This is a genomic window from Streptomyces soli, assembly GCF_003999195.1.
Lineage (GTDB): Bacteria > Actinomycetota > Actinomycetes > Streptomycetales > Streptomycetaceae > Actinacidiphila > Actinacidiphila soli.
In genome coordinates this window covers 1-23,602 of the sequence record NZ_RJVR01000368.1, presented here as the reverse complement: position 1 = coordinate 23,602, position 23,602 = coordinate 1, and the positions used below count along the sequence as shown (strand labels likewise).

Genomic DNA, 23,602 nt, shown 5'->3' with positions numbered 1-23,602 from the left:
TCTGTCACCGGTCGACGCCTCCCATCACGGGGTCGATGGACGCGACGGCGACGATGACGTCAGCGACCTGGCCGCCCTCGCACATCGCCGCCATGCTCTGCAGATTGCTGAACGACGGATCCCGGAAGTGCACCCGGAAGGGCCTGGTCCCGCCGTCGCTGACCGCGTGGACGCCGAGTTCGCCCTTGGGCGACTCCACGGCGACGTACGCCTGTCCGGCCGGGACCCGGAAGCCCTCGGTCACCAGCTTGAAGTGGTGGATCAGGGCCTCCATGGAGGTGCCCATGATGTTCTTGATGTGGTCCAGCGAGTTGCCGAGTCCGTCCGGGCCGAGCGCGAGCTGCGCGGGCCAGGCGATCTTCTTGTCGGCGACCATGACCGGGCCGGGCTGGAGCCGGTCCAGGCACTGCTCGACGATCCGCAGGCTCTGCCGCATCTCCTCCAGGCGGACGAGGAAGCGGCCGTAGGAGTCGCAGGTGTCGGCGGTCGGGACGTCGAAGTCGTAGTTCTCGTAACCGCAGTACGGCTGCGACTTGCGCAGGTCGTGCGGGAGGCCTGCGGCCCGGAGGATGGGCCCGGTGGCGCCGAGCGACATGCAGCCGGCCAGGTCCAGGTAGCCGACGTCCTGCATACGGGCCTTGAAGATCGGGTTGCCGGTGGCGAGCTTGTCGTACTCGGGGAGGTTCTTGCGGAACTTCTTCACCAGCTCGCGGATCTGGTCGACGGCGCCCGGCGGGAGGTCCTGGGCGAGGCCGCCGGGCCGGACGTACGCGTGGTTCATGCGCAGGCCGGTGATCAGCTCGAAGGCGTCCAGGATCAGCTCGCGGTCCCGGAATCCGTAGATCATGATCGTGGTGGCGCCGAGCTCCATGCCACCGGTGGCGATGGCCACCAGATGGGAGGAGATGCGATTCAGCTCCATCAGCATCACGCGGATGACGGTTGCCCGGTCCGGGATCTCGGTGGTGATGCCGAGCAGCTTCTCCACCGCGAGGCAGTACGCCGTCTCGTTGAAGAACGGCGTCAGGTAGTCCATGCGGGTCACGAAGGTGGACCCCTGGGTCCAGGTCCGGAACTCCATGTTCTTCTCGATACCGGTGTGGAGATAGCCGATGCCGCAGCGGGCCTCGGTCACCGTCTCGCCGTCGATTTCGAGGATGAGCCGGAGCACGCCGTGGGTGGAGGGGTGCTGGGGACCCATGTTGACGACGATGCGCTCGTCGTCGGCCTTGCCGACGGTCTCCGAGAGCTCGTCCCAGTCGCCGCCGGTGACGGTGAAGACCCGGCCTTCGGTGGTCTCGCGCTCTTCGGCTTGCTGGGGTGCGTGGTGGGTGGTCACGAGTACGACCTCCGCTGGTCCGGAGCCGGGATCTGGGCGCCCTTGTACTCGACGGGGATGCCGCCGAGGGGATAGTCCTTGCGCTGCGGGTGGCCCTGCCAGTCGTCCGGCATCATGATCCGCGTGAGCGCCGGGTGACCGTCGAAGATCAGGCCGAAGAAGTCGTAGACCTCGCGCTCGTGCCAGTCGTTGGTCGGGTAGGTCCCGACGATCGACGGGATGCGCGGATCGGCGTCGGGCGCCGACACCTCCAGGCGGATCAGCCGGTTGTGGGTGATCGACCGCAGGTGGTAGACGGCGTGCAGCTCGCGGCCCTTGTCCTCCGGGTAGTGGACGGCGCTCACGCCCGTACAGAGCTCGAAGCGCAGGGCGGGGTCGTCGCGCAGGGTGGCGGCCACGAGTGGCAGGTGCTCGCGGGCGATGTGGAAGGTCAGCTCGTCGCGGTCGACGACGGTCTTCTCGATCGCGTTCTCCGGGAGGAGGTCCTGCTCCTCCAGCGCGCCTTCCAGTTCGTCCGCGACCTCGTCGAACCAGCCTCCGTACGGGCGGCTGGTGGCCCCGGGCAGCCTTACGGTCCGTACGAGGCCGCCGTAGCCGGAGGTGTCGCCGCCGTTGCGGGCGCCGAACATGCCGCGCTGGACGCGGATGGCCTCGCCGTGGTCGGCGCGCTGGCCGGGGAGGTTCTCGGCCTGGACGTCGCGGTCCGGGTTGGGGGTGTTCGGGGAGTCGGTCACCGCAGCAGCCCCTTCATCTCGATCGTGGGGAGTGCCTTGAGGGCCGCTTCCTCCGCCTCGCGGGCCGCCTGCTCGCGGTTCACGCCGAGCTTCTCGTGGCGGATCTTCTCGTGGAGCTTGAGGATCGCGTCCATCAGCATCTCGGGCCGTGGTGGACATCCGGGCAGATAGATGTCAACCGGGACAACATGGTCAACTCCCTGCACAATGGCGTAGTTGTTGAACATGCCGCCGCTCGATGCGCAGACGCCCATGGAGATGACCCACTTGGGGTTCGGCATCTGGTCGTAGACCTGGCGCAGGACAGGGGCCATCTTCTGGCTGACCCGGCCGGCGACGATCATCAGATCCGCCTGCCGCGGTGAGCCGCGGAAGACCTCCATGCCGAAGCGGGCCAGGTCGTAGCGCCCGGCGCCGGTGGTCATCATCTCGATGGCGCAGCAGGCCAGGCCGAAGGTGGCCGGGAAGACCGACGCCTTCCGCACCCAGCCGGCGGCCGTCTCGACAGACGTCAGCAGGAATCCGCTCGGCAGTTTCTCTTCAATACCCATGCTGTGTTACTCCCGCCCCTTCAGTCCCATTCCAGGCCGCCGCGACGCCAGACATAGGCGTAGGCGACGAAGACGGTGAGCACGAAGAGGAGCATCTCCACGAGCCCGAAGATCCCCAGGGAGTCGAAGGTGACGGCCCAGGGATAGAGGAAGACGATCTCGATGTCGAAGACGATGAAGAGCATCGCCGTGAGGTAGTACTTGATCGGGAAGCGGCCACCACCGGCCGGATGCGGAGTGGGCTCGATACCGCACTCATACGCCTCAAGTTTGGCCCGGTTGTACCGCTTTGGGCCGATCAACGAGGCCATGAGCACGGAGAAGATCGCGAAGCCGGCCGCGAGGCCGCCCAGCACGAGGATGGGCGCGTAGGCGTTCACCGTCCCCGCTCCTTCCAGTCGACGATGACTGATGACGGACCGTGCCCGGGTGTGTGAGCCACGTCACGAAGATCGTGCCTATGTGAGGCAGTTCACAAGCCCGAACCGCCTGCATCCTACGTCTCCCGGTCTGTGATCTGCGACACGGGGTTCACTCTCGCCTTTGTGATCTACGCCACCCGGTGAATGATCATGAAGTCGGATGAGCGGTGATCTTCTCACTCGTCACACTCAAATGATCACCAGAAGTCACATTTCGGCGCGTTACCGCTGGTCGCAGCGGTTGTTGCATTATCAAGAATCTTGCAACGCAGGCAAATTGGAGATGGACGGCGCGACGTGGTAGCACTCCGCCGCCCGTGCGGGTGAGACGGCAACCCCCGTACTGACGGGCCCGGGAGGCACGTGAACGCGCGCACGAGCAAATGGACTTGATGTCGTGTATGCCGGTTATAAGGAAGATCAAAAAACGGATGATAGCGGTACAGCGCCCTCAACTGTGGCGGATCGCACTTTTGTTGAGCGGAACCGCTGACGCCTGATACCCAAGAGTCCATGTCTCCTTCTCAGACCGATACGACCTCGCATATACGCCGTCGGCGACGTGCCTCGCAGACCGTGCCCAACCCCAACTGGGTGCGCCGCGCAGGAATCGCCGGCGGCGTCATCGGCACGCTTGCTCTGACCGGAATGTCGGCTCCGGCGAACGCTGACACCGCCACGACGAACGACCCGGCCACCACCGGCAGCATCCCGGTGGTCCCCCTGTCGACGGCCACCACGGCCGCGCAGGCCGTCGACGCGCTGGACCAGACCGCGCTCGACCTCCAGGTCCAGGCTGAGAAGGACGACGCGTACCAAGCGGCCCTCAAGCAGGCCGAGAAGGCCAAGCGCACCGCCGACCGCAAGGCCGCCGCCGCAAAGGCCGCCGCCAAGGCTCGTGACACCGCCGCCGCCTCCCGCTCCTCCGCGCGCACCACGCTCACCTCCACCTCCTCGTCGGCGACCGGAAGCATCGCCGCGGTGATCGGCTTCCTCCAGGCCCAGGTCGGCAAGTCGTACGTCTACGGCGCCTCGGGCCCCTCCTCCTACGACTGCTCCGGCCTCACCAAGGCCGCCTTCGCGGCCATCGGCGTCGACCTGCCGCGCACGGCCGCCGAGCAGTCGACCGTCGGCACCGCGGTCTCCGTCTCCAACGTCCAGGTCGGCGACCTGCTCTTCTGGGGCGGACGCGGCTCGGCCTACCACGTCGCCGTATATGTCGGTAATGGCGAGTACCTGGACGCCGCGAACCCCAGCAAGGGCGTCGTCATCCAGAAGATGGCCTACTACATGCCCACCTCGGCGGTACGCGTCGCCTGACGTTTTTGTGCGGGGCCGCCGGTTTTGGAAAAAGTCGGCGGCCCCTCCCCCTTCACCGCGCGGGCCCGCGGCAGGTGCGTGATGCTTGGGGGAAGAGCCACCGTCGGGAGGCGCTGATGCACATCACTGACCTGACATCGGGCACACTCGTGGAGCTGCGCGCACGGCGGCCTTATCCCGCTGTCACTGTGGCGCTGCCGGTCCATCGCCGCCAGCGGCTGAACTCGGAGGATCCGGTCCGGCTGCGCAACCTCGTCGCCGAGGCCAAGCGCCGCCTCGAAGCCGATCCCGCGGTGTCCCGGGAGGCGCGCTTCGAGGTCGCGGGCCAACTGGACCGGGCCGTCGCCGAGGTCGATTTTCGGCACAGCCTGGACGGGCTGGTGCTCTTCGCGGCGCACGGCGAGAACCACGTCTGGGACCTGCCGCGCACCGTGCCCGAACGGGTCGTCCTCAGCGACACCTTCGAGACCCGCAATCTCGTCGCGGCCCGCGAGCAGGCGCACCCGTACTGGGTGCTGGCGGTGTCGCTGAACCTCACGACGCTGTGGAGCGGCAGCTTCGACGAGATTCGCAAGGCCGAGACCGGCGACTTCCCGATGGAACCCGACGTCCCCCAGCCCGACCCCGAGCACCAGGAGCGCGTCGGTGACCGTTTCGACCCGCTGCGGGGTGAAGAGGCCCGGCGCTACTTCCGTCAGGTCGACGTGGCCCTGCACGCACTGCTCGCCGAGAACCCCCGGCCCTTCCACCTGGTCGGCCTGCCGCAGGAGCTGAGCCTCCTCGACGACGTCGGCACGACAGCCAAGTCGGCCACCGGGCGCGTCCACAGCGGCGGCCTGGCCAACGGCCCCGCCCCCGCTCTGGCACAGGAGCTGCGGCCGGTGCTGGCGGCCGAGGCCGTGCACGAGATCGACCGGGTGACCCAGCGGATCGAGAACGCCCAGGGCCGCAAGGTCTTCGCCGCCGGTCTGGACGAGGTCTGGCAGACCGTGCGCGAGGGCCGCATCGACCTGCTCGCGGTCGAGGACGGCTTCCAGCGGACCGTGGTCGTCACCGACAGCCACCTGCTGCCCTCCGACTCCGAGGCCGCCGTCGACCTCGCCGTCCGCGAGGACATCGTCGACGAGATCATCGAGGCCACGCTCGACACCGGCGGCGAGGTGGTCTTCCTCCCCGACGGCACGCTCTCGGCGCACGATCACATCGCCGCGGTGCTCCGCTTCTGAGGCTGCTCGGACTGCTCGGACTGCTGGGCTTCCTGGGGCTGTTGGGGCGAGTGCGGTGGTGGCCGGCGAGGGGGTCTGACCGGCGGCGGGTCACCAGGGGCCGGGTAGGTGCACGCGGTCGGATGCCGTACTGACTTGCGCGGTGAAAAGCGAACTTAGTCCACGTACAGGTGAAAAGGGCGCTTTCGGCTGGCCCGGAGTGCGGTCGGCGGAGCAGGCTTCCATATCCGACTTCAGGCCGAAGCCCGTTCCGACGACAGATGAGTCAGAAGCTTTTGCTGAGTATCCCGAGTGCCCCGACTCTGGACGCCCGCGCCACCGCCGGTCTCGTACGACGGTGGCGCCATGTCTCGGACCCGCGGAATCTGGCCGTCGTCTACGACGAGCTGCGCGCCGCGGGACCGCTGGTGCCCACCCCCTGGCGCGCGCTGCTCGTCACCGGCTACGACGACTGCCGACAAGTGCTCGCCGAACGGAACTGGCGCACCCTCAGCGCGTCCTGGCGGGACCGGCACCGGCCCGGCTGGCGCGACAGCCCGAGCACGGCAGGCCTCTGCGAGACGCCGCTGCAGCAGGATCCGCCTGAGCACACGGCACGGCGCCGCCCGCTGGCGGCGGCGCTCACTCCCCGGGTGGTGGCGGACCTGGCGGCGTCCGTCGTGGAGCCGCTGGCCGACGAGTACGTGAGCGACTTCGCGGCCCGGGTCCGCCGGGAGGGCTCCGCCGACATCGTGGGGGCGGTCTGCCGTCCGCTGCCGACCGCCGTGCTCGCCGGGCTGCTCGGGCTGCCCGCGGCGGTCGACCAGGCATGGCTGACCGCTGAGAGCCTGGCCATGGTTCGGGTCGAGGAGCTGGCCAGCCCGCCGAGTGTCGTACGCCGGGCCGACCAGGCCGCCGAGGCCCAACTGGCCTGCTACGAGCGGATCCTGGCCGACCGCCGGCGGCGGCCGACCGGCGATCTGCTGTCCCGCTGGGCGGCCGACGATCCGGAGGGGGCGCGCTATCTGCTGCTGACGCTGTTCTCGGCCGGGGTGCCCACCACCGCCGCGCTGCTGGCCGGCCTGGCCCAGGCACTGGCGACCCTCCCGGGGCTCGCGGCGAGGATCGGCCGGGAGCCGGACTTCGCCGACCGGCTCGTCGACGAGATGCTGCGCTGGGATCCACCGGGCCGGGTGGTGACCCGGGTCGCCGGCGCCGACACGGAACTCGGCGGGCGGCCGCTGCCCGGGGGCCAGATCGTCCACGCCCTCATCGGCGCCGCGCACCGCGACCCGGAGCTCTTCGCGGACCCGCACACCTTCGATCCAGACCGTCCGCCGCAACGACTGCTGGCCTACGGCTCAGGACTGCACTACTGCCTGGGCGCCCTGCTCGCCCGTGCCCAGGCCACCGCTTTCATGCGGGGCTTCGCCCGCGAACTGCCGGGCGCCCGACTCGCCGCGCCACCGGTACGGCAGCCCGGGCCGAGCATGGCCGATATCACCCGCCTCCCCATCGCGCTCTGAGGATCTGAGGAGAGAAACCATGGCGGACATCTTCGCCAAACATCTGCCGCCGCTCGCCCGGGCCATGACGGAGGCCGGTCCACGACCCTTCTACCGCCCCATGGCAACGGCCGGGGACGGGGAGGTCCTGGTCGACGGCGTACGGGTGGTCATGACCGCCTGCAATGACTACCTCGGGCTGTCGGGCGACCCGAGAGTGCGGGCGGCCGCCGCCCGGGCGCTGGACCGTTACGGCACCTCGTGCTCCGGGAGCCGCCTGGTGTGCGGGACGCTGCCGCTGCACGAGGAGCTGGAGGCCCGGCTCGCCGCGTTCCTCGGCCGCGAGGCGGCGATCGTGACCACGACCGGCTTTCAGGCGAACCTGGCGCTCACACCGCTGTTCGGCAGGGGCGACCTCGTCTTCAGCGACATGGCCAACCACGCCTCGATGGTGGACGCCATCCGGCTCGGAGCCGCCGAAAAGCGCCTGTACCGGCACTCCGACATGGCCGATCTGGAGCGGCAGCTCACGGCCGATACCGGCGCCGCCAAGGTCATCGTCACGGACGGACTGTTCTCCATGGAGGGCGACCTGTGCCGGCTGCCCGAACTCACCGCGCTCGCCCGGCGCCACGGCGCCCGGCTGGTGGTCGACGGCGCTCACGACATCGGGCTGCTCGGCGCCCACGGCCGGGGCGTGGCCGAGCACTTCGGACTGCCGGACGCCGTGGACCTGTACACCGGCACCCTGTCGAAGTGCTTCGGCTCGGTCGGCGGCGTGCTCGCCGGTCCGGCCGACATCGTCGGCTACCTGCGCTACAGCGCACGGCCGGTCATCTTCACCGCCTCGATGCCGCCGGCCACGGTCGCCGCCGCGCTCGCCGCGCTGGACATCATCGAGACGGAACCCGAGCGCCGTACACGGGTGTTCGAGCTGGCGAGGCGGCTGGAGGGCGGGCTGCGGGCGCTCGGCTTCGACACCGGGGACGCGGGCGAGTCCGTCACCCCGATCGTCCCCGTGCACATCGGCGACGCCGAGTTGTGCGGGCGGATGTGGAAGGAGGTCCTGGACGAGGGCGTGTTCACCCATGCCGTGGTCGCCCCCGCCGTGCCGATGGGCCGGGCGCTGATCCGGCTGTCCCTGCAGGCCACTCACACCGACGACCACATCGCCCGGATCCTCGACGCCTTCGCCGCCGCCGGCCACCGCCTCGGCCTGCGGGACCGGGAAGCGGTGGGTGTCCGATGACCGCGATCACCGGCACGCCCGTCGCCATCGCGCCTGTCACCGTCACGCCCGTCCGGGGTCGCGCCGACACCACCGCCTTCATCCGCCGCCCGTACGCACTCCACCGTGACGACCCGCACTGGGTCGCCCCGTTGGAGCGGGAGCGGCGCGCCTTCCTCGATCCGCGCCGCAACCCCTTCCACGACGTGGGTACGGTGCAGCTCTTCCTGGCCCGGCGCGGTGCTGCGGTCGTCGGCCGGATCGCCGCCATCGTCGACCCGCGCTTCAACGAGCGCCACGACCCCAAGTGCGGCCACTTCGGGCTCTTCGAGTGCGCCGACGACGCCGGGGTCGCCGGCGCGCTCCTCGACACGGCGGCCGGCTGGCTGGCCCAGCGCGGCCTGAGCCGGATGCTCGGCCCGCTCAGCTTCTCCACGAACGACGAGTGCGGAGTGCTGGTGGACGGCTTCGACGGCCCGCCGACCATGATGATGCCGTACAACCCGCCGTACTATCCGGCGCTGCTGGAAGGCTGCGGCTTCACCAAGGCCAAGGATCTGCTCTCCTGGCGGATCCCGATGTCCCCCGACGGCGAGCCGCCGGCCGTCATCCGCCGCGTCGCCGACCGCGCCCTGGCCGACCCCGGCGTCCGCGTCCGGCCGCTCGACATGGCGCGCTTCGACGCCGACCTGGCGGCCGTCAAGGGCATCTACAACGACGCCTGGGCCGAGAACTACGCCGCCGTCCCCATGACCGATGCCGAATTCGACTATTCGGTCCGGCAGTTGAAGCCCATCCTGAAGCCCGAGCTGCTCCAGATCGCCGAGGTCCACGACGAGCCCGTCGCCTTCACCCTCTGGCTCCCCGACACCAACCAGGCCCTGCGCGCCGCCCGCGGCCGGCTCACCACCTGCGGCCTGCCCATCGGGCTGATCCGCATCAGCCGGGCCGCCCGCCGCATCAACCGCACCCGCGCCATCACCTCAGGCATCAGGAAGGAGCACCGCAACCGCGGCCTGGCTGCCGCCATGTACCTCCAGACCCAGCGAGCGGCCTTCCGCCTCGGCTACACCGAGAGCGAGTTCTCCTGGATCCTGGAGGACAACCGCGACGCCAACCGCTACGCCAAGGCCGTCGGCGGCATCGTCTTCCGCACCCACCGCCTCTACGAGCGGGCTTCCGTATGAGGTGCTCCGTATGAGGTATCTCGTCACCGGCGCGACCGGCTTCATCGGCCGGAGAATGCTGCGCCACCTCACCGACGGCGGCCACGACGTCACCGCTCTGGTACGCGCGATCCCGGCCCTCCCAGGCGTGCGGACGGCGTACGGCGACCTGGCCACCGGCGCCGGGCTGCTCGCCGCGGTCCAGGGCGTCGACCGCGTCATCCACCTCGCCGGGGTCACCAAGGCGCCGAGCCACCACCTCTACGACCGGGTCAACGCCGAAGGCACCCGACGGCTCTGCGCCGCCCTCGCCGCGCTGCCGGAGCCACCGCGTCTGGTCCACTGCTCCTCGCTCGCCGCCGCCGGCCCCGGACGGCAGCGCCGCGAGGAGGAGGAGCCGGCGCCGGTCTCCGCGTACGGCCGCAGCAAGCTCGGCGGCGAACACGCGCTGCGCGAGGTCGCCCACCGCGTGCCCGGCGTGATCGTGCGGCCGCCGATCGTCTACGGCCCCGGTGACCGCGAGTTCCTGCCCCGCCTGGTGACGGCGGTGCGCACCGGGCTGCTGCCCGCCATCGGCCGCCGCGGGCCGCGCCACTACTCGCTGATCCACGTGGACGACCTGTGCCAGGCCCTGCTCACTGCCGCCGACTCCGGTGCTCCCGGCGCGATTTACCACGTCAGCGACGGCACTGAGCATCTCTGGGCCGACATCGGTGCGGCGGTCGCCGCGGTGCTGGGGCGGCGGGCGCCCCGGGTGGTGCACATCCCGGGGGGCGTGGCGGTGGCTGCGGCCCGGGTGTTCGGCCGCGGGTCCGTCCTCAACCCGGACAAGGTCGCCGAGGCGCTGCACCCCGCCTGGACCAGCGCGCCGGGCCGGCTGCCGTTCACCCCGGAGATCACACTGCCCGAAGGACTGCGGGCAGCCCTTACCGCGTAGCGGACTTCGTAGAGGAGCAACAGCATGCGCCGCCGACTGTCACCGACCGAGCGCTTCGTGTGGGCGGCCGGCGAGGTGCTCCCCGTCAACATCGCGCTCACCGGCCGCATTCACGGCCGGACCACGCCCAACCTGCTGCGCGCGGCGCTGACCGCCGCCCGCGAGCGGCACCCGCTGCTCGCCGCACGCATCGCCGACGCCGGTCCCTGGCAGGCCCGGCTCACCACGGAGGGGGTGCCGGACCCGGACCTGCGGGTGGTCAGGGTGACCGGCCCGGACCACTTCGGCCGTACCGTCGAGATCGTCGAGGAGGAGCTGCAGCGCCCCTTCGACACCGGCACCGGGCCGCTGGCCCGCTTCGTCATGGTCGACGCCGGCGACTCCTTCGACCTGGTGGGGATCTACCACCACCTCGTCGCCGACGGCCTGTCGCTGTGCGTCGTCCTGCGGGATCTGCTGCGCCGCCTCGCCGACCCGGCGGCCGACATGTCCCCCGTCCTCGCCGCTCCCGCCGACGACCTGCTCCCCGGCCGCCGCGTCGATCCCGCCGACCTGCGCAGGATGGCCCGCGAACTGCGCGGCAAGGGCCGCCCGCCACACCCGGGCGGCGGCCCGCTCTGCCACGCCACCTGGTCTCTCGACGCCTCCGCGACCTCGGCTCTCCTCACCCGCTGCCGCGCCGAGGGCGCCACCCTCCAGGCCGCACTCAGCACCGCCTTCGCCCGCGCCCTCGCCGACCTCGCCGACTTCGGCCACCCGGCCCCGGCCGCCATCGCCGTACCGGCGGATCTGCGGCGGGTGCTGGACCCGTCCCCGGGCGAGGCGGTCGGCCTCTACGCGGCCACCCTCCTGACGGAGGTCGACGGAAGCAGCCCCGACGACTTCTGGGACGTGGCCCGAAGTGTCAGAGCCGACATCCACCGCCGCCTGCGCCCCGACGAGCTCGTTCCGCTGGTCCGGGTCCTCCGCCTGCTCCCGTTCCTCCCCCGCGCGGCCATCAGTTCACTGCTGCTGCGCAGCGAGCGCCGGCAGAGCCTCTTCGACGTCTCCATCAGCAACATGCGTCTGTCGTCGGTCCCGGTCGACTACGGACCGCTGCGCCTCGACGCCCTATACCCGGCCGCCCACACGAGCCTGTCCGGCACGCCCCTGGTGTTCGCCGTCGGGCACGCCGGACGGCTCTTCTTCACCGTCACCTCGACGGACGACGGCCGCAGCGCAAAGCTCTGCGACCGAGCCATGTCTCATCTCACGAACGCGGAGCGACCTTTGTCAGTCCGTTGATCACGCGGTCCATCGCGTCGCCACCGACCGGGTCGGTGAGGTTGGCAAGCAGCTTGAGCGTGAACTTCATCAGCATGGGGTGGGTCAGGCCGCGCTGGGTCGCGACCTTCATGACCTTGGGGTTGCCGATCATCTTCACGAAGGCGCGGCCGAGCGTGTAGTAGCCGCCGTAGGTGTCCTTGAGGATGCGCGGGTAGGCCTGCAGGGCGAGTTCGCGCTGCCCGGACGTCTGGCGGGCGTGCGCCTGCACGATGACATCCGCGGCGATCTGCCCGGATTCCATCGCGTAGGCGATGCCCTCGCCGTTGAACGGGTTGACGAGACCGCCCGCGTCACCTACCAGCAGCAGGCCTCTGGTGTAGTGCGGCTGCCGGTTGAAGGCCATGGGCAGCGCCGCGCCCCGGATGGGACCGATCTGGTTGTCGTCGGTGTAGCCCCAGTCCTCGGGCATGGAGGCGCACCAGGACTTGAGGACCTCGCGCCAGTCCAGTTCCTTGAAGGCGGAGGACGAGTTGAGGATGCCGAGCCCGACGTTCGACGTGCCGTCGCCCATGCCGAAGATCCAGCCGTAGCCGGGCAGCAGCCGGTCCTCGGGACCGCGCTTGTCCCACAGCTCCAGCCAGGACTCCAGATAGTCGTCTTCGTGGCGCGGCGAGGTGAAGTACGTCCGTACGGCGACGCCCATCGGGCGGTCCTCACGCCGGTGCAGGCCCATCGCGAGCGACAGCCGGGTGGAGTTGCCGTCGGCGGCCACCACCAGCGGCGCGTGGAAGGTGACGGGGGTCTTCTCCTCGCCGAGCTTCGCCTCGACGCCGGTGATCCGGCCGGTCCGCTCGTCGCGGATCGGGGCGCCGACATTGCAGCGCTCATAGAGGCGGGCGCCGGCCTTCTCGGCCTGACGGGCGAGGAGTTCGTCGAAGTCCTCGCGCTTGCGTACGAGTCCGTAGTCCGGGAAGGAGGCGAGTTCCGGCCAGTCGAGCTGGAGGCGGACACCGCCGGCGATGATGCGCAGGCCCTTGTTGCGCAGCCAGCCGGCCTCTTCGGAGATGTCGATGCCCATGCCGACCAGTTGCTTGGTCGCGCGCGGGGTCAGCCCGTCGCCGCAGACCTTCTCGCGCGGGAAGGTGGTCTTCTCCAGGAGCAGGACGTCAAGCCCGGCCTTGGCCAGGTAGTACGCCGTGGTCGAACCGGCGGGACCGGCCCCTACGACGATCACATCGGCGCTGCGTTCGGAAGCGACGGCTTCTGTCACGGTCGGGATCTCCCGTTTCGTAAGAGTCGGACTGCGGAGAACTGCGGAGAGTCGGACGCGGACTACGGCTTGGTGGCGCGGTGCAGGGCGACGATGCCGCCGGTCAGATTGCGCCAGGCGACCTTCGCCCAGCCGGCCTTCTGCAGCTTCGCCGCGAGCGCGGGCTGGTCGGGCCAGGCGCGGATGGACTCGGCGAGATAGACGTACGCGTCCGGGCTGCTGCTGACCGCGGTCGCGACCGGCGGCAGGGCGCGCATGAGGTATTCCGTGTAGACGGTGCGGAAGGGTGCCCAGGTGGGGTGGCTGAACTCGCAGATGACGACCCGGCCGCCCGGCTTGGCGACCCGGAACATCTCGCGGAGCGCGGCGTCGGTGTCGTGGACGTTGCGCAGCGCGAAGGAGATGGTGACGGCGTCGAAGACCCCGTCCGCGAACGGCAGCCGGGTCGCGTCACCGGCGGTCAGCGGGAGGAAGGGGTTGCGCTTCTTGCCCTCCCGCAGCATCCCGAGGGAGAAGTCGCACGGCACGACCTTCGCCCCTGCGGCGGCGAACGGCAGGGACGACGTCCCGGTGCCCGCCCCGAGGTCCAGGACGCGCTCTCCCGGGCGTACGTCCAGGGCCTGGGCCACCGCCTTGCGCCAACGGCGGTCCTGGCCGAGCGACAGCACGTCGTTGGTCAGGTCGTAGTTGGCCGCGACGTCGTCGAACATCGCGGCGACTTCGTGCGGCTGCTTGTCCAGGGATGCTCGGGTCACGCCCCCATTCTGGACCCCGCCCGACCACGCCCCCGCCGCAGGGGTCGTGTCGGCGGCCAATACCATCAGCGCGTGTCCTTACGAGCGAAGCGGTATCTGGTCGGCGGCTGGCTGCTGCTCGTCGTGCTGGGGGCGGGGCTTACGCAGTGGCTCAACGCCTCGTCGGAGGCGGCGGACGAGCCGGGGGGCGCCACGTGGGGGCAGTGCCCGACGCCCTCCCCGCTCCCCACGCCCGACGAGAACGGCATCGTCGCTTAGAGGCCGCGCAGATAGGTGGTGCGGCGTCGCGTGCCGATGGCTCTCGCCTGGCGGCGTTGTCGTCGGTCGCCGCAGCTCCGCTGCGTCTCCCTCCTCCGCCTTGCCAGACTCGGCCCTCGACCCGCTCCTTCCTCCACCCCACCTATCTGCGCGGCCTCTTACTCCTGCATCGTGATCGGGCCCTGACGCGCGAGCGGTTCTACGCCCGCCGGTGCACCAGCCGGCCGCCCAGCACGGTGGCCAGGCAGCGGCCGTCCCCGGCGAACACCGCGAAGTCGGCGACGTCGGCCGGGACCAGCGCCCCGGGCCGCGCGGCGCCGACCCGGATGGCCGACCGCTCGACCGCGGACCGCACAGCGGGCCTGGTGAAAGGGCCGGCGACGGTGGTGGTCCCGGCCGCCAGCAGCCGCTGCACCCCGCGCCGGGCACTGGCAGCCCAGCGGGTGTCGGTCATCCCCAGCGCGGTGAGCGCGGCGCCGGTCAGCGGATCGGTGCCGAGTTCCTCCGCCTCCCGGGGGTCCGGCCAGTAGGCGGCCTCCAGCAGCGCGACGGCGTCCGGCTCGTGGCGCCCCGGGGTGAGCACCCCGTCCCACTTCCGGACCCGGGCCCGCTCGCCGTACTCCGCGAGCAGCTCCTCGTACGGTCCGACGGCCGCGAAGCGGTCGCCGGACACCACGACGGCCTGCCCGTCGGAACCGGCGTGCAGCGTGAGCATCAGGAATCCGACAGCCGTCAGGACGCGTCGATGAGCTTCAGCTCGGGGTGCGCGGTGCCGCCCTCAATAGCCGTGGAGGAGAGGTGGGAGACAACGTGGTCGTTGACCGGGTCGTTCGCCGGGTCGTCGTGGACGACGAGGTGCTCGTAGGTGGTCGCGCGCTGCGCCGGGACGCGGCCGGCGGTCCGGATGAGGTGGATGAGCTCCATGCGGTTCGAGCGGTGCTTGGCGCCGGCGGAGGAGACGACGTTCTCCTCCAGCATCACCGAGCCGAGGTCGTCGGCGCCGTAGTGCAGCGAGAGCTGGCCGGCCTCCTTGCCGACGGTGAGCCAGGAGCCCTGGATGTGGGCGACGTTGTCGAGGAAGAGCCGGGCGACCGCGATCAGGCGCAGGTACTCGAAGATCGTGGCCTGCGTCTGGCCCTTCAGGTGGTTGTTCTCGGGCTGGTAGGTGTACGGGATGAAGGCGCGGAAGCCGCCCGTACGGTCCTGGACGTCCCGGATCATGCGCAGGTGCTCGATGCGCTCGGCGTTGGTCTCGCCGGTGCCCATGAGCATGGTGGAGGTGGACTCCACACCCAGCCCGTGCGCGGTCTCCATGATTTCCAGCCAGCGTTCGCCGCTCTCCTTCAGCGGGGCGATCGCCTTGCGCGGCCGTTCCGGCAGCAACTCCGCGCCGGCGCCCGCGAAGGAGTCCAGCCCGGCCGCGTGGATGCGGCTGATGGCCTCCTCGACGGTGACAGCCGAGATACGGGCCATGTGCTCGACCTCGGACGCGCCGAGGGAGTGGATGACCAGCTGCGGGAAGGCCTGCTTGATGGCGGAGAAGTGCTTCTCGTAGTACTCGACGCCGTAGTCCGGGTGGTGGCCGCCCTGGAACATGATCTGGGTGCCGCCGAGTTCGACGGTCTCGGCGCAGCGGCGCAGGATGTCGTCGAGGTCGCGGGTCCAGCCCTTGTCGGTGTCCTTGGGGGCGGCGTAGAAGGCGCAGAACTTGCACGCCGTGACGCACACGTTCGTGTAGTTGATGTTCCGCTCGATGATGTACGTCGCGATGTGCTCGGTGCCGGCGTAGCGGCGTCGGCGAACGGCGTCGGCGGCCGAGCCGAGCGCGTGGAGGGGCGCGGACCGGTAGAGGCCGAGGGCCTCCTCCGGGGTGATGCGGCCGCCCGCCGCAGCACGGTCGAGAACGGACTGAAGATCGGCGGTCTCGGGCACCGGGCATCCCTTCCGGAGGGTTTGACGGACCTGCTCAGCGTACGCCAGGGGGTCAGCCGCCCGACTTGGTGAGGTCGCCTTCGGGCTTGCCGGCCAGGCTGTCGCCGGATTTGTAGTACAGGGTGCCGTCGGAATTGAGTGTGAAGCGTTCGTTGTTGGAGCCGTCGGAGCAGATTCCGGGGTGCGGGTTGGTGCCGCCACTGGTGTCGAGGACGATCTCCTTGGCCGTGACCTTGCTGAGCTTCCAGTCCCCGCTGCAGTCGTAGGTCGTGCCCAGGAAGTCCAGAACGCTGTGGTCACGGCCGACGACCGCCCCGACCCGGCCGTCCTTGATGGTGATGTCCATGGTTCCAGGCGCCCCGAGGTTCGAGGTTGTCGTGTCGCCCTTCCAGCGGCCGATGAAGGCGGCTGGTACGGATGCGGGCGTGCCCGTGGCCGACTCCGTCGCCGCTACCGGGCCACTGCTCTTGCCGTCGCGGGGCAGCAGCCACACCGCGAGCCCGGCGGCCACCGCCAGTGTCACCACCACGGCCGCCGCAACCGCGATACGCCTCCGCCGAGGCTTCTCCGGGCCCGGCTCCGGCTCCGGCCATGGCTCCCGCTCCCGCGCCAGCGGCACGTAGTCGCTGGGCGCCGGCCCGAAGCCGGCCGGTGCCGCTTCCTGCGGCGCAGCGGCCTCCAGGTTGAGCAGTTCGACCGCCCGGGCAGCCAGTTGCCCGGTGAGGGCGGCCGGCAGCCAACCCTGCCGTACGAGAGCGGAGGCGCCGCCCGGCACGAGGCGCCGCGCGACCTCGACGGGACTCGGCCGCGCCGCCGGGTCCTTGGCGAGGCAGGCTTCGGCGACCTCGCGCAGGCCGGCGGGCATGCCGTCCAGCTCGGGTTCCTCGTGGGCGACCTTGTAGAGGAGGACGGCTGCGCTGTCCCCCCGGAAGGGCCCGCGTCCGGTGGTCGCGTATGCCAGCACCGCGCCCAGCGCAAAGACGTCGGACGGCGGGCCGATCGGCCGGGCGAGCACCTGCTCGGGGGACATGTAGCCGGGGGAACCGACGACGACCCCGGTACCGGTGGCGCCGGCGGCCGTGGCGTCCATGGCGCGGGCGATGCCGAAGTCGATCAGGCGGGGCCCGTCGAGGGCGAGGAGTACGTTGGCGGGCTTGAGGTCGCGGTGGACGAGCCCGAGGCCGTGCACATGGGCCAGCGTCTCGGCCAGCCCGGCGCCCAGAGCCAGCGCCCCTGTTTCCGGCAGCGGTCCGATCTCGGCGACCGCGTCGGACAGCGCGGGCCCGGCCACGTACCCGGTGGCGATCCAGGGCACCGGAGACTCGGTGTCGGCGTCGAGCACGGGGGCGCTCCAGGCACCGCCGACTCTTCGGGCCGCGTCGACCTCACGCCGGAATCTCGTACGGAACTCGGCGTCGTCGGCGAGTTCGGAGCGTACGACCTTGACCGCGACGGTCCGCCCGCCGGGGCTGCGGCCCAGGTACACCCGGCCCATGCCGCCCGCGCCGAGCCGCCCCAGTAACCGATAGGTGCCGATGACGGTCGGGTCGTTCGCTTCCAGTGGCTGCATTACAGCAGTTCTACCCTCGCCTCCGGCGGGAAGCCGACGCGTCGGGCGAATTCGGCGATGCCGGTGAGCTGCTCGGCGCCGAGGGAGAAGTCAAGGGTGGTGAAGTAGCGCTGGAGGGTGTCGGAGTCGAAGGTCTCCCAGCGGGCGGCCTGCTCGGCGACCTTGGGGACTTCCTCCAGCGAGAGGTCGCGGGAGGCCAGGAAGGCCTGGTGGACCTGGTGCACGGTCTCGGGCTCGCGGGCCAGGAAGTCGCGGCGGGCGGCCCAGACGGCGAAGACGAAGGGCAGCCCTGTCCACTCCTTCCACATCAGGCCGAGGTCGTGAACCTCCAGGCCGAGCTGCGGCCCGTCGTGCAGATAGGCGCGCAGCGCCGCGTCGCCGATCAGGACGGCCGCCTGGGCCTCGCGCATCATCAGGCCGAGGTCGGGCGGGCAGGTGTAGTACTCCGGGGCGACGCCGTAGCGGTCGGCGAGCAGCAGCTCGGCGAGGCGTACAGACGTACGACTGGTGGAACCAAGGGCGACCCGGGCGCCGTCGAGCCGGTCGAGGGGGACCTGGCTGACGATCACGCACGACATGACGGGGCCGTCGCAGCCGACGGCGATGTCGGGGAGGGCGATCAACTCGTCGGCGTGCTTGAGGTATTCCATGAGGGTGATCGGTCCGATGTCCAGGTCGCCCCGGACCAGCTGGGCGCTGAGCTTCTCCGGGGTGTCCTTGGTCAACTCCAGGTCGAGCAGGGCACCCGTCCGGGCGAGGCCCCAATAGAGGGGGACGCAGTTCAGGAACTGGATGTGCCCGACTCGGGGGCGGGTGGGTCGGCCGGCGGCATCAGGCGCAGATTTTTCCACATCAGGAGGCTAGTCCCGGCGCTCGTGGATCTTGCGGCGGGGCCTGGCGACACCGCTTCGCAACCCCCGCGCGAAGTGATCGTTACCGCCGCGACACCCGTTCAGAAATCCGATCTTGTTGGTCTTCCCCGGCGCTGATCCTGCGTGCTACTGTCATCGCAAGTTGCAGTTTGGTTTCCCTTGCAGTACAGAGCCTGCGGAGCATGTAACCCGCAGGCTTTTGTAGTTTTCAGACTTCGCAGTAGCAGGTTCTGGAGCAGGGCAACCCTTTGGCCCAAGGAGGGCTTATGGCTACCGGAACCGTCAAGTGGTTCAACGCTGAAAAGGGCTTCGGCTTCATCGCCCAGGACGGCGGCGGCCCGGATGTCTTCGTTCACTACTCCGCGATCAATGCCTCTGGCTTCCGCTCCCTGGAGGAGAACCAGCAGGTGAACTTCGATGTCACCCAGGGCCCGAAGGGTCCTCAGGCGGAGAACGTCACGCCGGTCTGATCGCGGCCTGCTAGTAGTACCCAAGGAGCCCCGCAGTTCGGTGCGGGGCTCCTGCTTTTTTACGCTCGGCGTCGCGGGGCGTAGAGCGCCTCGATCTCCTGGGCGAAGTCGGTGAGGACGGCCTGTCGCTTCAGCTTCATGGACGGGGTGAGGTGCCCCGAGTCCTCGGTGAACTCCACCGGGAGGACCACGAAGCGGCGGATGGACTCGGCGCGGGAGACCGTCGCATTGGCGGTTGTCGACCGCGCGCTGGATGGGGCGACGTTCTTGCCGCCCGCGGTGATGATGATCTCCTTGTTGCGGCCGTTGATGGTGAGGTAGCCGTCGGCGTCCAGCTCACCGATGTCACCGGTCGCGAACCAGCCGTGCTGGAAGGCGCGTTCGGCGCCGACGGAGGTGTTCCAGTAGCCGCCGAAGACCTGGCCGCCGCTGAGCAGCACCTCGCAGTCCTCGGCGATCCAGACGGCCGAGCCGGGCAGCGGCCAGCCGACGGTGCCGAGGCGGGGTGCCAGGGGCGGGGTGACGGTGGCGGCGGCGGCGGCGGTCTCCGTCAGGCCGTAGCCCTCGAAGACCTGGATGCCGGCGCCTGCGTAGAAGGCGGTGAGGCGGCGGCCGAGCGGTGAGCCGCCGCAGATGACGTACCGGACGCGGCCGCCGAGGGCGGCTCGGATGCGGCGGTAGACCAGCGGGTCGTACAGCTTGTGCGCGGCCTTGAGCCTGAGGGAGGGGCTGTGGCCGGTGGCGAGCGCCTTGCCGTGCGCGGCCAGGACCGGCTGCACGTCAGGGGGCCGTCAGCCCCGGCTGAGCAGGTGCGATGGCCGGGTCAGCTCTGCGCGGCCCGAGCGGCGTCGTCCGCCGCGTCCTCGTGGGAGGCGGTGGCGTCGAAGTTGCGCCGGGCGCGCTCGACGCGCTGGGAGACGTGCACCGAGGCGGCCTCGCGGGGGCCGCGCAGCAGGACGAAGCTGAGCGGGGCGCTGATGACGAGGGCGAGCAGCATGACCCAGAGCAGGTTGGAGTTGCCGAGGCCCGCGGGGAGGACCCGTACGTAGACCAGGCCCCAGAGGACGGCGAAGCAGCCGACGAAGAGGCCGAGGCGGAGCAGCGTGTAGCGGAGCATCGGACTCGGCTTCCAGCTCACGACGGATTCCCCATTTCGGTTTCGTGGTTTGTGCCCACCCAGTGAAGCATGCGGCCCGGACGGTCAGGTCAGCGGGAGCCACATCATGATGTCGTCGCGGTAGTCGTCGGCGGAGACCCGCAGACCGCCCGGCACGCGGCCGACCTCCTTGTAGCCGCAGCGCCCGTAGAAGTCCTCCAGGCCCATACCGCCCCGGCAGGTGAGCCGGAGCGCTTCGAGGCCCAGGTCGCGGGCGTGTCGCTCGGCCTCGACGAGCAGGGCGCTACCGTGGCCGCCGCCCTGGAGGGAGGGGTGGACCATGACGGTGTAGAGCCAGCACCAGTGGCCCTGGAGGCGGTGGGTGTTGAAGCCGAAGAAGGCGGTGGCGACCAGCCGCCCGTCCTCGTCGAAGCCACCGAGCAGCCGGGTGCGGCCCTCGGCGAGGGTCGTGGCGTAGCGCTCCACCTCGGGCCGTACGAGCTCACGGGGCACCGGGAGGTCGGCGAAGCCGACGGCGCCGCCGGCGTTGGAGACGTCGGCCCAGAGGTCGGTGAGCTGGTCCAGGAGTACGGGGGTGGGCTCGGGGTCGAGTACATAGGTGAGCGTCGCCATAGGTAGCGAGCGTAGACGCGAACGGCGGGCGGCTCCCGTCGGGGCGGGCCTCCTGGTTCCCCATATGCCCGCCTGGCAAGGGTAGTTGGGATGGCCACCGACCTGGGAGTGACCAACTCAACAATCGCGACGTCGCAGGTCACAGACCCATGACACGAGCCGTCCAGACCTGGTTTCCCTAAACGTCACTTTGTTGGTCGAGCATGCGTCAACACCGAGGAGGTCTGTTCGCTCATGAGGCGAACACTCAGATTCTCCTCATCCGGGGCTAAGGCGGTCCTCAGGCCTGCCTCATGCCCAGTCCATAGCTTCAGCTCACTCCCGTATCGGGAGTACCCCCACAACCACATCATCACCGGGCGTCGCACCGCCCGCCCGGAAGGGCCCACACGTGACAACAACCCCGAAGCGCGTCGTCGTGCTGGCCGACTCGGACACCCGCTGGAAGTGGGGTGCCTCGGTCGCTCGCCAGATCGCCCCCGAGCACAGGCTCGACGCGTACTTCCTGCGTGCCCGTTCGACGCCCACCGAGCGTCAGCTGGCCGAGGTCGGTATCCAGCCGGACACCCAGCGGGAGGTGATCGCCGCCGAGCTGGTGGACGACGAGGAGCTGGCCGCCGCCGACATCCTGGTCTTCGCCACCGCGGGCGGCACGACGCTGGCCCTGGCCCACAGCCTCGGGCAGAACTGGGACGGTCGTCCGCACCGGCCGATCACTGTAACCGGATATGTCGGAGTTGTCTACGAGAAGTTGATCGACGGCCTGCTCACCCGGGCCGGCATCGACATCGTGATCGCCAACAGCGCCTTCGACGCCGACCGCTTCCGCACCGCGTTCCGGGGAGTCAACATCGACCCGGACACCGTTGTCGAGGCCGCCCTGCCCTTCCTCGGCGGCGACCCGTACGACCCTCCCGCGGTGTACAGCGCCGACCGGCCGTTCACGCTCTGCTTCGCGGTCCAGCCGTCCGTGCCCAAGGGCCGAAATGCCCGAATACGCCTGCTGGAGCGTGCCGCCGCGCACGCCCGCCGCCACCCCGAGCGCCTGGTGCTGTTCAAGCTGCGCAGCCTGCCGGGCGAGCACACCACGCACGTCGAGGCGCACCCGTACCAGGTCCTCATCGAGGAGCTCGATGAGGCGGCGCCGCCGAACCTCCAGCTGGTGTACGGCAACATGGGCGAGGTCCTGGACCACACCGACCTGCTGGTCACGGTCAGCTCCACGGCCGCCCTGGAGTCCCTGCACCGCGGCATCCCGACCGCGATCCTCACCGACTTCGGTGTCCGCGAGGCCCACGGCAACCACTACTTCGTCAACTCCGGCTGCCTCGCCTCCTGGGACGACCTCGACAACGGGGTCGTGCCCGTCCCCGACGCGCAGTGGGTGGCTTCCCAGGGCGTCGGCAAGAGCAACCCGTACGCCGCCGCCCGTGCCCGCATCTCCGTGCTGCGCGAGAACGGCCCGCTGCCGGTGCTGCGCACCTTCCACACCCCGCAGCGCAGCAGCTTCTACCTGCCCGAGCTCCTCGCCCGGCACGGCCTGGACGAGAAGGGCCGCCCGCTCCCCGTCCCGCTCGGGGACGGCAGCGGCTTCGCCGGGGTCATCAGCCGCCCGCTGCGCAAGGCGGTACGCAGCAGCGCCAAGGGCCTCTACCGGGTCGGCCACCAGCGGGTGGCCCCCATGATCCGCCGCTGGGGACAGATATGAGCACCGGTCAGCAGCCTCGCGTCCTCGCGGTCATCCCCGCCCGGGGTGGCTCCAAGGGCGTACCCGGCAAGAACCTCGCCCCGGTCGGTGGCGTCCCGCTGGTCACGCGGGCCGTACGGGCCTGCCGCGAGGCGCGCCTGGTCACCGACGTCGTGGTGTCCACGGACGACCCGTCGATCGCCGAGGCCGCCCGTGGCGCCGGCGCCGAGGTCGTGCTGCGGCCCGCCGCGATCGCCGGCGACACCGCCACCAGCGAGGCGGCCGTGCTGCACGCGATGGACGACTACGAGGCCCGGCACGAGGCCGTGGTGGACGTGGTCCTGCTCGTGCAGTGCACCAGCCCCTTCATCACCCACGAGGAAGTCCAGGGCGTCGCCGCCGCCGTCGTGGAGGAGGGCGCCGACTCGGCCCTGACCGCCGCGCCCACCCACGGCTTCATTTGGCGCACGGATGAGGAAGGTGCCTTCGGCGTCAACCACGACAAGTCCTCCCGCCCGCGCCGCCAGGACCGCCCGCAGGAATTCCTGGAGACCGGCACCGCCTACGCCATGCGTGCCGACGGCTTCCGCACCGCCGGGCACCGCTTCTTCGGCCGCACCACCCTCGTACGCACCGACCCGGACCGCGTGCTGGAGATCGACGAGCCCGGCGACCTCGACCGGGCCCGCGCCCTCGCCCCGCTGCTGGACGCCGACGCTCCGGGGGCGCTGCCCACCCGCGACGACGTCGACGCCGTCGTCCTGGACTTCGACGGTACGCAGACCGACGACCGCGTCTGGATCGACCAGGCCGGCCGGGAGACCGTGGCCGTGCACCGCGGCGACGGCCTTGGCATCGCGGCGCTGCGCCGCGCGGGCCTGAAGATCCTGATCCTGTCCACCGAGACCAACCCGGTCGTCGCCGCCCGCGCACGGAAGCTCTCCATTCCCGTGCTGCACGGCATCGATCGTAAAGACCTCGCACTCAAAAAGTGGTGCGACGAGCAGGGGGTCGATCCCCAAAGGGTGCTCTACGCCGGAAACGACGTAAACGACCTGCCCTGTTTCAACATCGTCGGCTGGCCGGTAGCGGTCGCCGACGCCCAACCAGAAGCCCGTGCCGCCGCCAGGACTACCACGACCAAAAACGGCGGACACGGAGCTGTCCGGGAGATAGCCGCCTGGCTTCTCGGAAAGGAACTGTACAAGCGATGACCTCCTCTCCTATCAAGGTGCGCCGGATCGGCGACCGCCTGGTCGGCACCGGCCACCCCGTCTACGTCACGGGTGAGATCGGCATCAACCACAACGGCAGCCTGGAGGACGCCTTCGCCCTGATCGACGCGGCCGTCGAGGCCGGTGCCGATGCGGTGAAGTTCCAGAAGCG

Annotated in this window: 23 protein-coding genes and 2 pseudogenes; 12 read left to right on the top strand and 13 right to left on the bottom strand. The window is 70.4% G+C overall.

All coding sequences use genetic code 11. The annotated features are described in order from the left end of the window. Positions 1–4: 4 nt before the first annotated feature. From EFK10_RS45480 to EFK10_RS45465, 4 genes are read right to left on the bottom strand one after another with little or no spacing between them, the layout of a single operon-like run. Positions 5–1,339 (bottom strand): NADH-quinone oxidoreductase subunit D, encoded by a 1,335-nt coding sequence (locus EFK10_RS45480; RefSeq protein WP_127361495.1) that lies wholly within the window; start codon positions 1,337–1,339, stop codon positions 5–7. Continuing rightward, a complete protein-coding gene (locus EFK10_RS45475; RefSeq protein WP_127361494.1) occupies positions 1,336–2,073 on the bottom strand; it encodes an NADH-quinone oxidoreductase subunit C in 738 nt (245 codons plus the stop codon). Before EFK10_RS45475 ends, EFK10_RS45480 begins: the two co-directional genes overlap by 4 nt. After that, the gene (locus EFK10_RS45470; protein WP_127361493.1) at positions 2,070–2,624 is read right to left on the bottom strand and encodes a NuoB/complex I 20 kDa subunit family protein; all 555 of its coding nucleotides are present in this window, start codon (positions 2,622–2,624) and stop codon (positions 2,070–2,072) included. Before EFK10_RS45470 ends, EFK10_RS45475 begins: the two co-directional genes overlap by 4 nt. A gap of 20 nt (positions 2,625–2,644) precedes the next feature. After that, the gene (locus tag EFK10_RS45465) at positions 2,645–3,004 is read right to left on the bottom strand and encodes an NADH-quinone oxidoreductase subunit A (protein WP_127361492.1); all 360 of its coding nucleotides are present in this window, start codon (positions 3,002–3,004) and stop codon (positions 2,645–2,647) included. Positions 3,005–3,559: 555 nt separating this feature from the next. Here EFK10_RS45465 and EFK10_RS45460 point away from each other — a divergent pair. The 7 genes from EFK10_RS45460 to EFK10_RS45430 all read left to right on the top strand — a co-directional run bounded on the left by EFK10_RS45460 (position 3,560) and on the right by EFK10_RS45430 (position 11,691). Then, positions 3,560–4,366: a C40 family peptidase gene (locus EFK10_RS45460; protein ID WP_127361491.1), complete on the top strand. Its 807-nt coding sequence runs from the start codon at positions 3,560–3,562 to the stop codon at positions 4,364–4,366. Positions 4,367–4,482: 116 nt separating this feature from the next. Beyond that, positions 4,483–5,592 carry a baeRF3 domain-containing protein gene (locus tag EFK10_RS45455; RefSeq protein ID WP_127361490.1) on the top strand — a complete coding sequence of 370 codons (1,110 nt, stop codon included), beginning with the start codon at positions 4,483–4,485 and terminating at the stop codon, positions 5,590–5,592. Between the two features lie 260 nt (positions 5,593–5,852). Further along, positions 5,853–7,097 (top strand): cytochrome P450, encoded by a 1,245-nt coding sequence (locus EFK10_RS45450; RefSeq protein WP_127361489.1) that lies wholly within the window; start codon positions 5,853–5,855, stop codon positions 7,095–7,097. Between the two features lie 19 nt (positions 7,098–7,116). Continuing rightward, positions 7,117–8,325, top strand: coding sequence for an aminotransferase class I/II-fold pyridoxal phosphate-dependent enzyme (locus EFK10_RS45445; RefSeq protein ID WP_127361488.1), 1,209 nt, complete (start codon positions 7,117–7,119; stop codon positions 8,323–8,325). Beyond that, entirely contained in the window at positions 8,322–9,491 is a 1,170-nt protein-coding gene (locus EFK10_RS45440) for a GNAT family N-acetyltransferase (RefSeq protein WP_127361487.1), read from the top strand. The genes EFK10_RS45445 and EFK10_RS45440 overlap by 4 nt, the downstream gene beginning before the upstream one ends. Before the next feature lie 10 nt (positions 9,492–9,501). Further along, complete coding sequence (locus EFK10_RS45435) at positions 9,502–10,407, top strand: NAD-dependent epimerase/dehydratase family protein (RefSeq protein WP_127361486.1); 906 nt, start codon at positions 9,502–9,504, stop codon at positions 10,405–10,407. A 24-nt stretch (positions 10,408–10,431) separates the two neighbouring features. Continuing rightward, positions 10,432–11,691, top strand: a complete 1,260-nt coding sequence (locus tag EFK10_RS45430) for a condensation domain-containing protein (RefSeq protein WP_127361485.1) — start codon at positions 10,432–10,434, stop codon at positions 11,689–11,691. Here the strand turns inward: EFK10_RS45430 and EFK10_RS45425 are convergent. Together EFK10_RS45425 and EFK10_RS45420 are read right to left on the bottom strand one after the other, a co-directional pair. Then, a complete protein-coding gene (locus tag EFK10_RS45425; RefSeq protein WP_127361484.1) occupies positions 11,657–12,943 on the bottom strand; it encodes a geranylgeranyl reductase family protein in 1,287 nt (428 codons plus the stop codon). The two genes, EFK10_RS45430 and EFK10_RS45425, sit on opposite strands and share 35 nt — an antisense overlap. Positions 12,944–13,005: 62 nt before the next feature. After that, on the bottom strand, positions 13,006–13,698 hold the full coding sequence (locus EFK10_RS45420) for a demethylmenaquinone methyltransferase (RefSeq protein WP_127361483.1): 693 nt from the start codon (positions 13,696–13,698) through the stop codon (positions 13,006–13,008). A 72-nt stretch (positions 13,699–13,770) separates the two neighbouring features. Here EFK10_RS45420 and EFK10_RS45415 point away from each other — a divergent pair, with 72 nt between their 5' ends. Next, positions 13,771–13,956 carry a hypothetical protein gene (locus EFK10_RS45415; protein ID WP_127361482.1) on the top strand — a complete coding sequence of 62 codons (186 nt, stop codon included), beginning with the start codon at positions 13,771–13,773 and terminating at the stop codon, positions 13,954–13,956. Positions 13,957–14,155: 199 nt separating this feature from the next. On the opposite strand, the gene EFK10_RS45410 is transcribed toward EFK10_RS45415, so the two are convergent. The 4 genes from EFK10_RS45410 to EFK10_RS45395 are packed head-to-tail and all read right to left on the bottom strand — an operon-like array spanning position 14,156 to position 18,309. Beyond that, complete coding sequence (locus EFK10_RS45410) at positions 14,156–14,671, bottom strand: imidazolonepropionase-like domain-containing protein (protein ID WP_127361481.1); 516 nt, start codon at positions 14,669–14,671, stop codon at positions 14,156–14,158. 17 nt (positions 14,672–14,688) lie between these two features. Continuing rightward, positions 14,689–15,888 (bottom strand): cyclic dehypoxanthinyl futalosine synthase, encoded by a 1,200-nt coding sequence (gene mqnC / locus EFK10_RS45405; protein WP_127361480.1) that lies wholly within the window; start codon positions 15,886–15,888, stop codon positions 14,689–14,691. A 52-nt stretch (positions 15,889–15,940) separates the two neighbouring features. Next, on the bottom strand, positions 15,941–17,458 hold the full coding sequence (locus EFK10_RS45400) for a serine/threonine-protein kinase (RefSeq protein WP_127361479.1): 1,518 nt from the start codon (positions 17,456–17,458) through the stop codon (positions 15,941–15,943). After that, complete coding sequence (locus EFK10_RS45395; RefSeq protein ID WP_127361478.1) at positions 17,458–18,309, bottom strand: menaquinone biosynthetic enzyme MqnA/MqnD family protein; 852 nt, start codon at positions 18,307–18,309, stop codon at positions 17,458–17,460. Before EFK10_RS45395 ends, EFK10_RS45400 begins: the two co-directional genes overlap by 1 nt. A gap of 287 nt (positions 18,310–18,596) precedes the next feature. On the opposite strand from EFK10_RS45395, the gene EFK10_RS45390 reads away from it, so the two are divergent. After that, positions 18,597–18,800: a cold-shock protein gene (locus EFK10_RS45390; protein WP_003984261.1), complete on the top strand. Its 204-nt coding sequence runs from the start codon at positions 18,597–18,599 to the stop codon at positions 18,798–18,800. A 59-nt stretch (positions 18,801–18,859) separates the two neighbouring features. Here EFK10_RS45390 and EFK10_RS45385 read toward each other — a convergent pair. The 3 genes and pseudogenes from EFK10_RS45385 to EFK10_RS45375 form a co-directional block, all read right to left on the bottom strand. Further along, a pseudogene (locus EFK10_RS45385) lies at positions 18,860–19,564 on the bottom strand (AMP-binding protein); the annotation flags it as partial. A 59-nt stretch (positions 19,565–19,623) separates the two neighbouring features. Next, complete coding sequence (locus tag EFK10_RS45380) at positions 19,624–19,917, bottom strand: DUF4229 domain-containing protein (RefSeq protein WP_127361510.1); 294 nt, start codon at positions 19,915–19,917, stop codon at positions 19,624–19,626. Positions 19,918–20,001: 84 nt separating this feature from the next. After that, positions 20,002–20,529 carry a GNAT family N-acetyltransferase gene (locus EFK10_RS45375; RefSeq protein ID WP_127361476.1) on the bottom strand — a complete coding sequence of 176 codons (528 nt, stop codon included), beginning with the start codon at positions 20,527–20,529 and terminating at the stop codon, positions 20,002–20,004. A gap of 391 nt (positions 20,530–20,920) precedes the next feature. Between EFK10_RS45375 and EFK10_RS45370 the strand changes: the two genes are divergently transcribed. From EFK10_RS45370 to EFK10_RS51680, 3 genes and pseudogenes are all read left to right on the top strand, one after another. Beyond that, positions 20,921–22,237, top strand: coding sequence for a DUF6716 putative glycosyltransferase (locus tag EFK10_RS45370; RefSeq protein WP_127361475.1), 1,317 nt, complete (start codon positions 20,921–20,923; stop codon positions 22,235–22,237). Continuing rightward, positions 22,234–23,430, top strand: a complete 1,197-nt coding sequence (locus EFK10_RS45365; protein WP_127361474.1) for an acylneuraminate cytidylyltransferase — start codon at positions 22,234–22,236, stop codon at positions 23,428–23,430. Before EFK10_RS45370 ends, EFK10_RS45365 begins: the two co-directional genes overlap by 4 nt. Continuing rightward, a pseudogene (locus EFK10_RS51680) lies at positions 23,427–23,602 on the top strand (N-acetylneuraminate synthase family protein); the annotation flags it as partial. The gene EFK10_RS45365 and the pseudogene EFK10_RS51680, both read left to right, overlap by 4 nt.